At 64.9% G+C, this 13289-nt stretch carries 13 protein-coding genes and 2 tRNA genes; 10 read left to right on the forward strand and 5 right to left on the reverse strand.

Annotation, left to right across the window (positions count from 1 at the left end):
• Positions 1–18: 18 nt before the first annotated feature.
• Complete coding sequence (gene ompR / locus FB547_RS26115; protein WP_012747691.1) at positions 19–750, reverse strand: two-component system response regulator OmpR; 732 nt, start codon at positions 748–750, stop codon at positions 19–21.
• Positions 751–980: 230 nt separating this feature from the next.
• Between ompR and FB547_RS26120 the strand changes: the two genes are divergently transcribed.
• Both FB547_RS26120 and FB547_RS26125 read left to right on the forward strand, forming a co-directional pair.
• Positions 981–1280 (forward strand): hypothetical protein, encoded by a 300-nt coding sequence (locus FB547_RS26120; RefSeq protein WP_225612900.1) that lies wholly within the window; start codon positions 981–983, stop codon positions 1278–1280.
• A gap of 61 nt (positions 1281–1341) precedes the next feature.
• Positions 1342–2052, forward strand: a complete 711-nt coding sequence (locus FB547_RS26125) for an SIMPL domain-containing protein (RefSeq protein WP_145746567.1) — start codon at positions 1342–1344, stop codon at positions 2050–2052.
• Positions 2053–2055: 3 nt separating this feature from the next.
• Here FB547_RS26125 and FB547_RS26130 read toward each other — a convergent pair whose 3' ends face one another.
• Entirely contained in the window at positions 2056–2826 is a 771-nt protein-coding gene (locus FB547_RS26130; RefSeq protein WP_145746568.1) for a 3-hydroxybutyrate dehydrogenase, read from the reverse strand.
• A gap of 68 nt (positions 2827–2894) precedes the next feature.
• On the opposite strand from FB547_RS26130, the gene FB547_RS26135 reads away from it, so the two are divergent.
• The 7 genes from FB547_RS26135 (at position 2895) to FB547_RS26165 (ending at position 9283) form a co-directional block, all read left to right on the forward strand.
• Positions 2895–3854, forward strand: a complete 960-nt coding sequence (locus FB547_RS26135) for an alpha/beta fold hydrolase (protein WP_261380406.1) — start codon at positions 2895–2897, stop codon at positions 3852–3854.
• Positions 3855–3960: 106 nt separating this feature from the next.
• Positions 3961–6105 (forward strand): RelA/SpoT family protein, encoded by a 2145-nt coding sequence (locus FB547_RS26140; RefSeq protein ID WP_225612912.1) that lies wholly within the window; start codon positions 3961–3963, stop codon positions 6103–6105.
• Positions 6106–6154: 49 nt separating this feature from the next.
• Positions 6155–6231 (forward strand) — tRNA-Val (locus FB547_RS26145).
• A 170-nt stretch (positions 6232–6401) separates the two neighbouring features.
• Positions 6402–6770 (forward strand): hypothetical protein, encoded by a 369-nt coding sequence (locus FB547_RS26150; RefSeq protein WP_225612902.1) that lies wholly within the window; start codon positions 6402–6404, stop codon positions 6768–6770.
• A 72-nt stretch (positions 6771–6842) separates the two neighbouring features.
• On the forward strand, positions 6843–7403 hold the full coding sequence (phaR, locus tag FB547_RS26155; RefSeq protein ID WP_041946121.1) for a polyhydroxyalkanoate synthesis repressor PhaR: 561 nt from the start codon (positions 6843–6845) through the stop codon (positions 7401–7403).
• 41 nt (positions 7404–7444) lie between these two features.
• On the forward strand, positions 7445–8851 hold the full coding sequence (gene rimO / locus FB547_RS26160) for a 30S ribosomal protein S12 methylthiotransferase RimO (protein ID WP_145746571.1): 1407 nt from the start codon (positions 7445–7447) through the stop codon (positions 8849–8851).
• 150 nt (positions 8852–9001) lie between these two features.
• Entirely contained in the window at positions 9002–9283 is a 282-nt protein-coding gene (locus tag FB547_RS26165; protein ID WP_145746572.1) for a hypothetical protein, read from the forward strand.
• A gap of 269 nt (positions 9284–9552) precedes the next feature.
• Here the strand turns inward: FB547_RS26165 and FB547_RS26170 are convergent, their stop codons facing one another.
• The 3 genes from FB547_RS26170 to FB547_RS26180 all read right to left on the reverse strand — a co-directional run bounded on the left by FB547_RS26170 (position 9553) and on the right by FB547_RS26180 (position 10911).
• On the reverse strand, positions 9553–9849 hold the full coding sequence (locus FB547_RS26170; RefSeq protein WP_145746573.1) for a hypothetical protein: 297 nt from the start codon (positions 9847–9849) through the stop codon (positions 9553–9555).
• Between the two features lie 80 nt (positions 9850–9929).
• Positions 9930–10322, reverse strand: a complete 393-nt coding sequence (locus tag FB547_RS26175) for a YkvA family protein (RefSeq protein WP_145746574.1) — start codon at positions 10320–10322, stop codon at positions 9930–9932.
• A gap of 504 nt (positions 10323–10826) precedes the next feature.
• Positions 10827–10911, reverse strand: a tRNA-Leu gene (locus tag FB547_RS26180).
• An 80-nt stretch (positions 10912–10991) separates the two neighbouring features.
• Between FB547_RS26180 and rnr the strand changes: the two genes are divergently transcribed.
• Entirely contained in the window at positions 10992–13259 is a 2268-nt protein-coding gene (rnr, locus tag FB547_RS26185) for a ribonuclease R (protein ID WP_225612913.1), read from the forward strand.
• The last annotated feature ends 30 nt before the right edge of the window (positions 13260–13289 follow it).

Below are 13289 nucleotides of genomic sequence, written 5' to 3' on the forward strand. Positions count from 1 at the left end.
GCCACCTCAGGGTGTCGTTCAGGCCGTGCCGTCCGGCACGAACACGTAGCCCACGCCCCACACGGTCTGGATGTAGCGGGGCGCTGCGGCATCGGCCTCGACCAGCTTGCGCAGGCGCGAGATCTGCACGTCGAGGCTGCGGTCGAAGGGCTCGAACTCGCGGCCGCGGGCCAACTGGGCCAGCTTCTCGCGCGACAGCGGCTGGCGCGGATGGCGCACCAGCGCCTTGAGCATCGCGAATTCGCCGGTGGTCAGGGAGAGTTCCTCGCCGTCCTTCTTCAGCGTGCGCGAACCCAGGTCGAAGGCAAAGGGGCCGAAGGTGACGGTCTCGTTCTCGGTGGAAGGGGCGCCGGGCGCCTCGAGCGGCGGACGGCGGCGCAGCACCGCGTGCACGCGCGCCAGCAGTTCGCGGGGGTTGAACGGCTTGCCGAGGTAGTCGTCCGCGCCGACCTCCAGGCCGACGATGCGGTCGACGTCCTCGCCCTTGGCGGTGAGCATGATGATCGGCGTGCGGTCGTTGGCGGCACGCAGGCGGCGGCAGACCGACAGGCCGTCTTCGCCGGGCATCATCAGGTCGAGCACGATCAGGTCGACCGTGTCGCGCAACAGGATGCGATTGAGCGCCTTGCCGTCCTCGGCCACGATCACTTCGAAACCTTCCTGGGTCAGGTAGCGGCGAAGCAGGTCGCGGATGCGGGCGTCGTCGTCGACGATCACGATCTTGTCAGTGCGGGCGGGAACTTGAGTCATTTCTACAACGTTGAATTTGTAACAGCGCCGATTCTGAAGGCGTTGAGCCCCCGTTGAGCCGGTTTTACTTATGGTTTGACACTAAGTTACAAAACTTGCGGTCGCTCGCTGTCTAGTCATCCGACGTTCGCCCGGCGGTGGCAAAGTCCGCCCAGTGCTATGACTTTTGTTCAATGAGAACCCTTCTTCCCGTCCTGCCGATCCTTGTTGCCTGCAGCTGCGGCCCTGCCTTGGCAAACGCTGGCGAGTTTCTCAGGGTCGGCGATTCGCGGCGCAACGAGGTCCGTGAGGCGGTAGCGGCCCACCGTGCCGCGCAGCGCGACGAAATCCGGCGGGAGGAGGCCGTGGCCGGCAGGCGCCTCACGGCGGCCGAACTCTTCGAACTGCGCCAGCAGGTGCGAAGGCAATGGACGCCGCCCGGCACACCCCAGGTGCTGAATTCGGCAGAATCGCAGCCGGCCGAGCGAATGGTGCCGGAGCCGATGTCGGCCGCGCGCGCCCTGACCTTGCCGCGCAGCCAGCGCCGCTGAAGCGGCGAGGGCGGCGTGCTCTCACGTTCTCGAATACCAACCCCAGGGGAGTTAGCTCGTCTTGAAAAAAATCAGTTTGATCGCGGCCTTTGCCGCACTGGCTGCGGCAGGCGCCGCCGGCACCGCCATGGCCCAGAACATGGTCCCGCCGCCGCAGAATGTGCTGCAACTCACGGCCTCGGGCACGGTGGAAGTGCAGCAGGACATGCTCAGCATGACGCTCACCACCACGCACGACGCAGCCGATGCCGCCACGGTCCAGTCGCAGCTCAAGGCCGCGGTGGACGCGGCCCTGGCCGAGGCGAAGAAGAACGCCCAGCCCGGCCAGCTCGACGTGCGCACCGGCAATTTCAGCCTGTCGCCGCGCTACACCCGAGAAGGCAAGATCAACGGCTGGCAGGGCTCCGCCGAAATGGTGCTCGAGGGCCGCGACTTCGCGCGCATCACGCAGACCGCAGGACGGATCACCACGCTGAACGTCGGCAATGTGGGCTTCGCGCTGAGCCGCGAGCAGCGCGCCAAAAGCGAGACCGAGGCCCAGACCATCGCCATCGAGAACTTCAAGCAGAAGGCCACCGAACTGGCCAAGGGCTTCGGCTTCGGTGGCTACACGCTGCGCGAAGTCTCGGTGAACGCGAATGACAGCGGCCCGATCCGGCCGCGCGTCATGGCGGCGGCCGCCAAGTCCTTTTCGGCCGATGCGCCGGTGCCGGTGGAGGCCGGCAAGGCGAGCGTGGTCGTGAGCGTCTCGGGATCGGTGCAGCTCAAGTAGCTTCTATTGAGCGGTCCAGCCGCCGTCCATTTGCCAAGCCACGCCGCGCACCTGGTCGGCGGCCGGCGAGCACAGGAACACCGCAAGGCCGCCGAGCTGCTCGACCGTGGTGAACTGCAGCGAAGGCTGCTTTTCTCCCAGCAGCTCGTTCTGCGCCTGCGTGGCCGAAACGCCTTCCCGTGCCGCGCGGTCGTCGATCTGCTTTTGCACCAGCGGGGTCAGCACCCAGCCCGGGCAGATCGCATTGCTCGTGATGCCGGTGGTCGCGGTTTCGAGCGCCACCGACTTGGTGAAGCCGACGATGCCGTGCTTGGCCGCCACGTAGGCCGACTTCTGCGCCGAGGCCACCAGCCCGTGGGCCGACGCCACGTTGATGATGCGGCCCCAGTTGGCCTCGCGCATCGCGGGAATGGCGAGCCGGGTCGTGTGGAACGCGCTCGTGAGATTGATGGCGATGATGGCATCCCAGCGTTCAGGCGGGAAGTCCTCGACCTTTGCCACGTGCTGGATTCCGGCGTTGTTCACGAGGATGTCGACGCGGCCGAACCTGGACGCGGCGAACTTCATCATGTCCTCGATCTGAGCGGGCTGGCTCATGTCGGCGCCGTGATATTCGGTGCGCACGCCGAGCACCTCGATCTGGGCCTTGGCGGTTTCGGCGTCGCCGAAGCCGTTGAGCACGATGTTTGCGCCTTGTTGTGCAAGCGCCTTGGCAATGGCAAGGCCAATGCCGCTGGTGGACCCCGTGACAAGCGCGGTTTTGCCTTTGAGCATGAAGATCAATCTCCGGATGAATTAGGATGCGACGAGACCATTATCCGCACCAGGACGACTTCGTTTTCATGACAGAACCGACGCTTCATTACGTGGCGTGCGATGACGCCCAGGGCGGTCACCGCATGGCCTACTGGCAATGGGGCGACGCGCGCAGCGCGCGCGTGGTGATCTGCGTGCACGGCCTCACGCGGCAGGGGCGCGACTTCGACGTGCTCGCGCAGACCCTCGTGGCGCGCGCCGCCGGCAACGTTCGCGTGGTCTGCCCCGACGTGGCGGGGCGCGGCCGAAGCGACTGGGTGCGCGACCCGGCCCTCTACCAGGTGCCGGTCTATGCGGCCGACATGCTGGCGCTCGTTGCACAGCTGCACCGCGAACAACCGATCGGCACGCTTGACTACCTGGGCACCAGCATGGGCGGGCTGATCGGCTTCGTGCTGGCGGGGCACAAGCAATTGCCGCTGGCCCGGCCGATCCGCCGCTTCATCGTGAACGACGTGGGTCCGACGATCGAGGCCGCGGCGCTCCAGCGCATCGGCGCCTACGTGGGGCAGGGCGGCCGCTACGACAGCCTGCAGTCGGCGGCCGACGCCATGTGGGCGATCTCGACCAGCTTCGGCCCCCATACACCGGACCAGTGGCTTTCGCTGTCGCAGCACATGGTGGTGCCCGCATCGCAGCGCACGGCCGATGGCGCCGGCAAGGTGGAGCCCGGCGAATCCCAGAACGATGCAGCAGGCCCCTGGCTGCTTCACTACGACCCGGCCATTGCCGTTGCGCTGCGCGCCATCACGCCCGAAGCTGCGGCCCAGGGCGGTGCCGTGATGTGGAGCCTCTATGACGCCATCGATGCGCGCACGCTCGTGACGCGTGGCGCCGAGTCGGACCTGCTCTCGCGCGAAACGGCCCTGGCCATGACGCAGCGCGGACCCCGCGCGGCGCTGATCGAGTTCGAGGGCGTGGGCCATGCGCCCACCTTCGTCGACCCCGGGCAGGTGGGCGCCGTCACCAACTTCCTGTTCGATTGAGGCCAACGTGAAGCGCGAGTCTTCGAGTCTCCAAACGGCGCATGCCCCAGATACGGCGGTGGTGGACTATCCCTTGTCCGCCGCCACGGCCGACCGCACGCCGGTGATGGAGAACATGCTCGCGCGTGCGCGCGCTTTCGCCGAGCCGCTGATCGCCGACGAAAAGCTCGACACCGGCGAGAACACGCTCGCGCATGCCGACGCCGTCGCGGCCATCGTCGCGAAGATGGGCGGCTCCGAGGCCATGCAGGCCGCGAGCTATCTGGTCTATGCCTGCCAGCACCTCAACCGCCCGCAGGAGGTCATTGCCAAGGTGTTCGGCGACAACTTCGCGGCGCTGGCGGTTGAGACCACCAAGCTGGTGCGCGTGCAGGAGCAGGCCCGCTCGGCTTCGCAGGGCCATCACCTGGCCGAAGGCGCGGCGGGCGCGCAGACCGAGAACGTGCGCAAGATGCTGCTCGCGTTCTCGCGCGACCTGCGCGTCGTCATGCTGCGCCTCGCATCGCGGCTGCAGACCCTGCGGCATGCCGCCGCCAGCAAGCAGCCGGCTCCCGAAAGCGTGGCGCGCGAGTCGCTGCAGGTGTTCGCGCCGCTCGCCAACCGCCTCGGCATCTGGCAGGTGAAGTGGGAAATCGAAGACCTCTCGTTCCGCTTCCTGGAGCCCGAGACCTACAAGCTGATCGCGCGCCTGCTCGACGAGAAGCGGATCGAGCGCGAAGGCCACGTCGAGCAGCTGCGCTCGCAGCTCGAAAGCGAGCTGCAGGCCGAGGGCGTGCGCGCCACGGTGCAGGGCCGGCCGAAGAACATCTACAGCATCGTCAAGAAGATGCGCGGCAAGTCGCTCGACTTCGCGCAGGTGTTCGACATCCTCGCGCTGCGCGTGGTGGTGCCCGACGTGAAGGACTGCTACGCGGCGCTGGCCTGGGTGCATTCGCATTTCCAGCCGATCGACGAAGAGTTCGACGACTACATCGCGCGGCCCAAGCCCAACGGCTACCAGTCGCTGCACACCGTGGTGCGCGAGATGGTCGATGGCAAGCCCGGCAAGCCGATCGAGATCCAGATACGCACGGAAGAAATGCACGACCATGCCGAGCACGGCGTGGCGGCGCACTGGGCCTACAAGGAAGCCGGCCACAAGGGCTATGCGGGCGTGTGGGCGAGCGGCGAATACGACGCGAAGATCGCGGTGCTGCGGCAGCTGCTGGCGTGGGAGCGCGACCTTTCGGGCGGCTCGCAGGGCCAGGGCCTCTTCGACGACCGCATCTACGTGCTGACGCCCGACGCGGCCATCGTCGAACTGCCGCAGGGCGCGACGCCGGTCGACTTTGCCTACACCGTGCACACCACGCTGGGCCATCGCTGCCGCGGAGCGCGCGTCGATGGGGCCATGGTGCCGCTCAACACGCCGCTGTCCAACGGCCAGACGGTCGAGATCATCGCGGCCAAGGAGGGCGGCCCTTCGCGCGACTGGCTCAACGCAGAGCTCGGCTATCTTGCGAGCCACCGCGCACGCGCCAAGGTGCGCGCATGGTTCAACGCGCAGATCACGCACGAAACCGTGGCACGCGGACGCGAGGCCGTCGAGAAGCTGCTGCAGCGCGAAGGCAAGACCTCCACGCGCCTCGAGGACCTGGCTTCGCAGCTGGGCTTCAAGTCGGCGGACCATCTGTTCGAAGTGGTCGGCAAGGACGAGTTCTCGCTGCGCAACATCGAGGTGCTGCTGCGTCCGCCCGAGCCCGCGCCGAACCCCGACGACGGCGTGCAGATCAAGAAGCCGCGCGCGAGCGAGAAGTCCGGCAAGGGCGGCGTGCTGGTGGTGGGCGTGTCTTCGTTGATGACGCAGCTCGCCAAGTGCTGCAAGCCCGCGCCGCCCGATGCCATCCGCGGCTTCGTGACGCGCGGCCACGGCGTCAGCGTGCATCGCGTCGACTGCAGCAACTTCCGGATGATGGCCTCGCGCGACAGCGAGCGCGTGATCGATGTCGAATGGGGCGCCGCGAAGAGCGGCGAAGCGCCGGTCTATGCAGTCGACGTGGCCGTCGAGGCAGCCGACCGCCAGGGCCTGCTGCGCGACATCTCCGATGTGTTCGCACGCGAGAAGATGAACGTGATCGGCGTGCAGACCCAATCGGTCAAGGGCACGGCATGGATGACGTTCACCGTGGAAATCTCCGATGCGGCGCGGCTCACGCAGGTGCTTGGCGTGGTGACGGCGGTTGCCGGTGTGCGATCTGCACGTCGGCGCTGAAAAAGCGCGTTTTCTCCTGCTACAATAGCTGCTTCTCGGACACATCCTTAGGCGCGTAGCTCAGCTGGTTAGAGCACCACCTTGACATGGTGGGGGTCGTTGGTTCGAGTCCAATCGCGCCTACCAATTTCTGTTTCGACTTCCGGCCAACCACCGGGTCTGTCGAACAGAGCTTTCACCGGGTTCCCCGGTGTTTCAATCGTCCTTGCGGTGAAGCAGACAAAGACCATGGCCATGTTGTTGTGCTACCTTGGCCGCTCTGCAAACCTTTTCCAAATTTCTTGACAAGCGATCTGATGAATACGCGATCAACGCTGGTTGATCGGGCTCATGCCGATATGCGCCTGGCCGCATTGCTCAGGCAGGCTCCCATCGAATTTGCGCGCGCCGTCTATGGCATCAACGACCACGCAGGCGGCCGTACCGACACCATGGCGGCACGCGAAATAGCCCGCGCGATCCGGCAGGGCACGCCCGTCACTCAGGAGCGTGCCGAGCAGCGCTCGCGCGCCTACTTGCCCACCGCCGGCCAGGAACACTGTCCGCGCTGCTGGGTGGTCTACGGCCACAAGAGTCCGCTGCGTTTCAGGGAGGCCACCGAGGAACGCCCCGAGACCGCCACCTGCAGCGGCTGCGGCGCCGAGTACGCAACAACGCTCGGTTGAAGCGGCGCAGGCACGGTCAGGGTAAACCTTGTCGCGATGCAGCAAAACCGCTACCTAGAATCATCGGATGACATGGGCATCCATGTGAAGGAGTCCGCAGTGCAGAGCAAGAAGTCCGGGGTCAAGCCGGTGCAACGTGTAATCAAGAAGTACCCCAACCGAAGGCTCTACGACACCGAGACATCCACGTACATCACGCTCACCGAGGTGAAGCAGCTGGTCATACAGAATGCCCAGTTCGTGGTGCGCGATGCCAAGACCGGCGACGACCTTACACGCAGCATCCTGCTGCAGATCATCCTTGAGGAAGAAGCGGGCGGTGCGCCCATGTTCACCGAACAGGTGCTGGCCAACATCATCCGCTTCTACGGACAGGCGATGCAGGGCTACATGGGCCCCTATCTCGAAAAGAACATCCAGGCCATGACCGAGGTGCAGGCCCAGCTCGCCGAAAAGGCGGAGGGCCTCACGCCCGAGATGTGGTCGCGCTTCATGACCATGCAGTCGCCCATGCTCCAGGGACTCATGGGCAACTACGTCGAGCAGTCCAAGAACGTGTTCCTGCAGATGCAGGAGCAGATGCAGAAGAATACCGAGCAGGTTCTGGGCGCATTCGGCATCAAACGCCCCTGAAATCCCGGCCCCGGCCGATAGCTGGGACAATAGGGGCATATATGAGCGAAGTTGCCTCCCCCGAACGCATGGCCACGCCGGCCGCCCCCAAGGTCGGCTTTGTGAGCCTGGGCTGCCCCAAGGCCCTGACCGATTCCGAACTGATCCTGACCCAGCTGAGCGCTGAGGGCTACCAGACCGCCAAGACCTTCGAGGGGGCCGACCTGGTGATCGTCAACACCTGCGGCTTCATCGACGATGCCGTGAAGGAAAGCCTCGACACCATCGGCGAGGCGCTGGCGGAAAACGGCCGCGTGATCGTCACAGGTTGCCTGGGCGCCAAGACCGGCGACCAGGGCGGCAACCTGGTTCGGCAGATGCATCCCAGCGTGCTGGCCGTGACCGGTCCGCACGCCACGCAGGAAGTCATGGACGCGGTCCACGCCAACCTGCCCAAGCCGCACGATCCCTTCGTCGACCTGGTTCCCAACACCTTCGGCATCGCAGGCTTGAAGCTCACGCCGCGGCACTATGCCTATCTGAAGATCAGCGAAGGCTGCAATCACCGCTGCACCTTCTGCATCATTCCCTCGATGCGCGGCGACCTGGTGTCGCGCCCGGTCGGCGACGTGCTCAGCGAGGCCAAGGCCCTGTTCGAAGGCGGGGTGAAGGAACTGCTGGTGATCAGCCAGGACACCTCGGCCTATGGCGTGGACGTCAAGTACCGCACCGGCTTCTGGGACGGCAAGCCGGTCAAGACGCGCATGCTCGAGCTGGTGCGCACATTGGGCGAGATCGCCGAGCCTTATGGCGCCTGGGTCCGGCTGCACTATGTGTATCCATATCCGAGCGTGGACGAGATCATTCCGCTGATGGCCAGCGGCCAGGTGCTGCCGTACCTCGACGTGCCGCTGCAGCACAGCCATCCCGACGTGCTCAAGCGCATGAAGCGGCCGGCCAGCGGCGAGAAGAACCTGGAGCGCCTGGCGCGGTGGCGCGAGGTCTGTCCCGAACTGGTGATCCGCAGCACCTTCATCGCGGGCTTCCCTGGCGAAACCGAACAGGAGTTCGAGCATCTGCTCGACTTCATCCGCGAAGCGCAGATCGACCGCGCCGGATGCTTTGCCTACAGCCCGGTCGAAGGAGCCACCGCCAACGACATTCCCGGCATGCTGCCGCCGGCTGAACGTGAAGCCCGCCGCGCCCGTTTCATGGAAGTGGCCGAAGCGGTGTCGATCGCCAAGCTGCGACAGCGCGTCGGTGCAACCATGCAGGTGCTGGTGGACTCGGCGCCCGGCATGGGCCGCAAGGGCGGCGTGGGCCGCACCTATGCCGACGCACCCGAGATCGACGGCACCGTGCGCCTACTGCCGCCCGAGAAGATCAGCAAGACGCTCAAGGTGGGTGAATTCACGCGGGCCCGCATCGTGGGCGCCGAGGGCCACGACCTGATCGCGTTGCCGATCTGAACCGTCGCCATCCTGGCGAGAGCGAGAAAGCAGCGCGGCGATCGCCGACTTGAGAACCACGGGCTGAGCGACAGGCGAAAAAGTTGTACGCCTACAGACGCGTGTGGCCTGGGGTTTGAACGTGGCGGCTTGTGTTCTCCAGGAGGTCCCATGTTCTTCCAGCTCTTTCAACCCGGATCCAGCCTTCATCTCAAGAGGGCTGCCACGCTGCTTCAGGAAGCCCAGATGGCGCGACTCGAGCACCAGGCTGCGGCGGAGCATCACGCGGCCCTGGCCAAGATGTATGCGGAGCGCGTGAAGCGCCTTTCCGGCGAGGTCTATCCGCTTCCGGCTCCCAGCGCCGAGGCAGCGGGCACGAAGACCGAGCAGGACAAGCCGGCGATCTATTCGATCGAGAGCAACCGCAGGCCCAAGTCCAACCTGCTGACGTAGTTCAAGAAAAGGAAAAGCCCGCTGGATGCGGGCTTTTCTGTGGGCATGGACAGGGCTGCAAGGGCGCGGCAGTTCTTCTTCTCAGTCATCCGAGCGAGAAACGACCAGGAGGCTCATGAACAACGCCCCGAGAAACATGCCGACTAACAAGGTAAATGCTGTGATCACAATGGTCTCCGCTAAATTGGATATTTTCAAATCAAACGTAACCTTGTGTACACATTCAAGTTACTTCTTGAATCGTTTTTGATGTGAAAGTGTGACTTTTGCTACACCTTGGGGCCGAAAGTCGGAAGCGCATCGCCAGTCTTGGGCGGACGGCCCGGATACAGGTACCTGGAATACTCGCCCGACCGGCCGTACAGCCGCGCCGCGAGTTCCACGGGATCCTCGTTGCGGTGCTTCTCGTAGAGCACGGGGCCCCAGATGATGAATCCATCGATGCTCAGCGAGCGGGGCGCGGGCTCGATGGCCTTCCATGCATGCGCGAACTTTGAAATCCATGCCAGTGCTTCGGCCAGCGCATGGTTGCGAGCAGGGGAGGTGGTGGGTTCGGATGTCGACATGGCGGTTATCCTTTGTGAAAAGACTGTATAAATATACAGTAAAATTCACAATGTCGAGAATTGTTGCCGCCGATCCCAGCCTACTTTTGCGTGCCGAACCAGGCCCAGAGCGCGGCCCCCAGGCCGATCCAGACCGCCAGGACGAGCACGGCGCCGGCAATGCTTCGCGGCTTCGCGCCTTGTTCCTTCATCCACAGGTCGGCGCGCTGGCGGCATTCCTTGAGCACATCGGCCGGAATGAGCCGGATGTTCAGCCAGATCAGGCCGGGCAGCAGCAAGGCGTCGTCGAGGTAGCCCAGAACGGGAATGAAATCGGGGATGAGGTCGATCGGGCTCAGCGCATAGGCGACGACGAAGGCCGCGAGCAGCTTGGCGAACCACGGCGTGCCCGGATGGCGATAGGCGAACCACAGGGTGACGCCATCGCGCTTGATGCGCGAGGCCCATTGCTTGATGCGTTGGAAAATGGTCATGCTCGCAGGCTGCCGACCCGGTGCATTGTTTCGCGTGTTAAGGTGCATCCCGGCTTCAAAGCTGTCGCAACCCCTGCAGATCCGCCGGCAATCCCCCGCGGCGAGCCAATGCCGCGCTCAACAGGAGGGGTTGTGCGGTTCACCTCTACTGCCAACACGGTGTTATCGATTCGGTTGCTCTGCTTCTCGAGACTCTGCGCGATCATTCGTCGATGTACTGCGTCAGAATGGCGGAAAGCCGCTTCTCCACGAGCGGGTTGCTGCATCATTTCATGAGACGAAGCCCGTTCCATTTGTTCGAATCCGTGCCGCCGACAAGCGCTTCGCAGAATGTTCCACCTCAGGATCACGACGCTGTGCGCGGACGCGGCACACAACCGTCGGTGCGGCCAATCCTGGCCGCGATCGGCATCCGTGAGGGAGAACATCCCTCGATCATGTTCCCAGGGAAAAGAAAAAACCCCTGTAAATCGATGATTCACAGGGGTTTCAGCTTGGTAGGGGTGGTGCCCAGAAGAGGACTCGAACCTCCACGATGTTACTCGCTAGTACCTGAAACTAGTGCGTCTACCAATTCCGCCATCTGGGCCCACATAGCTGCCGAAGCAGTTATGTTTTGAATTTCAGGAAAGAGAGAATCATATCAAAAATAATGGCCATTCCAGCGGTCTGCTGGATGAATTTGAAGGAACTGTTCAAGGGCATCGCGACGGACACGGTTTCGTGCAGCGCGACGACGGCGAAGCCGACATCTATCTGCCCCCGAACGAGATGCGTGCGGTGCTGCACAAGGACCGCGTCAAGGCGCGCGTGGTGCGGCAGGATCGGCGCGGACGTCCCGAGGGGCGGGTGGTCGAAATCGTCGAGCGCCCCGAGCAGCCGATCATCGGCCGCCTGCTGCATGAAGGCGGCGTGTGGCTCGTCGCGCCCGAAGACAAGCGCTACGGACAGGACGTCCTGATTCCCAAGGGTGCCACCGGCCCCGCCAAGGTGGGGCAGGTCGTCGTGGTGCAGCTCACCGAGCCGCCGGCGCTGTTCGGCCAGCCGGTCGGGCGCGTGAAGGAAGTATTGGGCGAGATCGACGATCCCGGCATGGAGATCGAGATCGCGGTGCGCAAGTACGGCGTGCCGCACGAATTTTCCGAGGCCTGCCTGGCCGAAGCCAAGGCGCTGCCTGAGAAGGTTCGCCCTGCCGACAAGAAAGGTCGGATCGACCTGACCGACGTGCCGCTGGTCACCATCGACGGCGAGGACGCGCGCGACTTCGACGACGCCGTGTACTGCGAGCCAGCCAAGGTCGGCCGCGGCAAGGGCTGGCGCCTGCTGGTGGCCATTGCCGACGTCAGCGCCTATGTGCAGACCGGCTCGGCCATCGACATCGATGCCTACGACCGCGCCACCAGTGTCTACTTTCCGCGCCGCGTGATCCCGATGCTGCCGGAGAAGCTGTCGAACGGCCTGTGCTCGCTGAACCCCGAGGTCGAACGCCTGTGCATGGTGTGCGACATGCTCGTGGCCGCCGACGGCGAGATCTATGCCTACCAGTTCTACCCCGCGGTGATGTTCAGCCATGCCCGCTTCACCTACACCGAAGTCGCGGCCATCCTTGGCAACACGCGCGGCCCTGAAGCCGCCAAGCGCAAGGACCGCGTCAAGGACCTGCTGAACCTGGCCGACGTGTACAAGGCGCTGCTCAAGCAGCGCGGCAAGCGCGGCGCGGTCGACTTCGAAACCACCGAGACGCAGATCATCTGCGACGACGCGGGCCGCATCGAGAAGATCGTGCCCCGCACGCGCAACGAGGCGCACCGCCTCATCGAAGAGGCCATGCTCGCGGCCAACGTGTGCAGCGCCGACTTCATCGCCGAGGGCAAGCACCCGGGCCTGTTCCGCGTGCACGAAGGCCCGACGCCCGAGAAGAAGGAAATCCTGCGCGGCTACCTGAAGGCCATGGGCGTGGGCTTGAGCATCACCGACGATCCGCGGCCCGGCGAGTTCCAGGCGATTGCCGAAGCCACCAAGGAGCGCCCCGACGCGCAGCAGATCCACACCATGCTGCTGCGATCGATGCAGCAGGCGATCTACACGCCGATCAACAGCGGCCATTTCGGCCTGGCGTACGAGGCCTACACGCATTTCACGAGCCCGATCCGGCGCTACCCCGACCTGCTGGTGCACCGCGTGATCAAGGCCATTCTCGGCAAGACGCGCTACCAGCTGCCGATGCTGCCGACGCCGGGCGAGGCGCATGCCAAGCTCGCCAAGCGGCTGGCTTCGCGCGTCAAGGCGCCGACCACCAAGCCGCAGAAAGCCACGGTCGCGCCGACCAAGGAAGTGCTGGCCTGGGAAGCGGCCGGCCTGCATTGCAGCGCCAACGAGCGCCGCGCCGACGAAGCCAGCCGCGACGTCGAAGCCTGGCTCAAGTGCAAGTACATGCGTGAGCACCTGGGCGAGGAGTATGGCGGCGTGGTCACGGCGGCCACGACCTTCGGCATCTTCGTGACGCTCGATGCAATGTACGTCGAGGGGCTGGTGCACATCACCGAACTCGGCGGCGAATACTTCAAGTTCGACGAGATGCGCCAGGAACTGCGCGGCGAGCGCACCGGCATCCGCTACGCCATCGGCACTCGCGTGCGGGTGCAGGTGAGCCGCGTCGACCTGGACGGGCGCAAGATCGATTTCCGCCTGGTGCGCGAGGGCGAAGACCTCACCACGCGCGCCATGAAGGACAAGGGCGCGGCCCCGGCCGGCGTGCCGGTCAAGGCATCGGCCAAGCGCAGTTCGCGCCACAAGGCCGAAGCCGTTCCAGAGCAGCGCGTCGAGCGCAGCGCCGCCGTTGCCGCTGCGGGCCCGCAGTCGGCGATGCAGGCTTTCAAGTCGGCCGTCAAGAAGGCCGCCAACAAGATGAAGGGCCGCAAACCCCGCCGCGCATGACGCACGGCGCCGCATTGCATCCCATCCATA

The sequence above is a fragment of the Variovorax beijingensis genome (assembly GCF_007828835.1).
In the GTDB taxonomy this organism is placed as follows: domain Bacteria; phylum Pseudomonadota; class Gammaproteobacteria; order Burkholderiales; family Burkholderiaceae_C; genus Variovorax; species Variovorax beijingensis_A.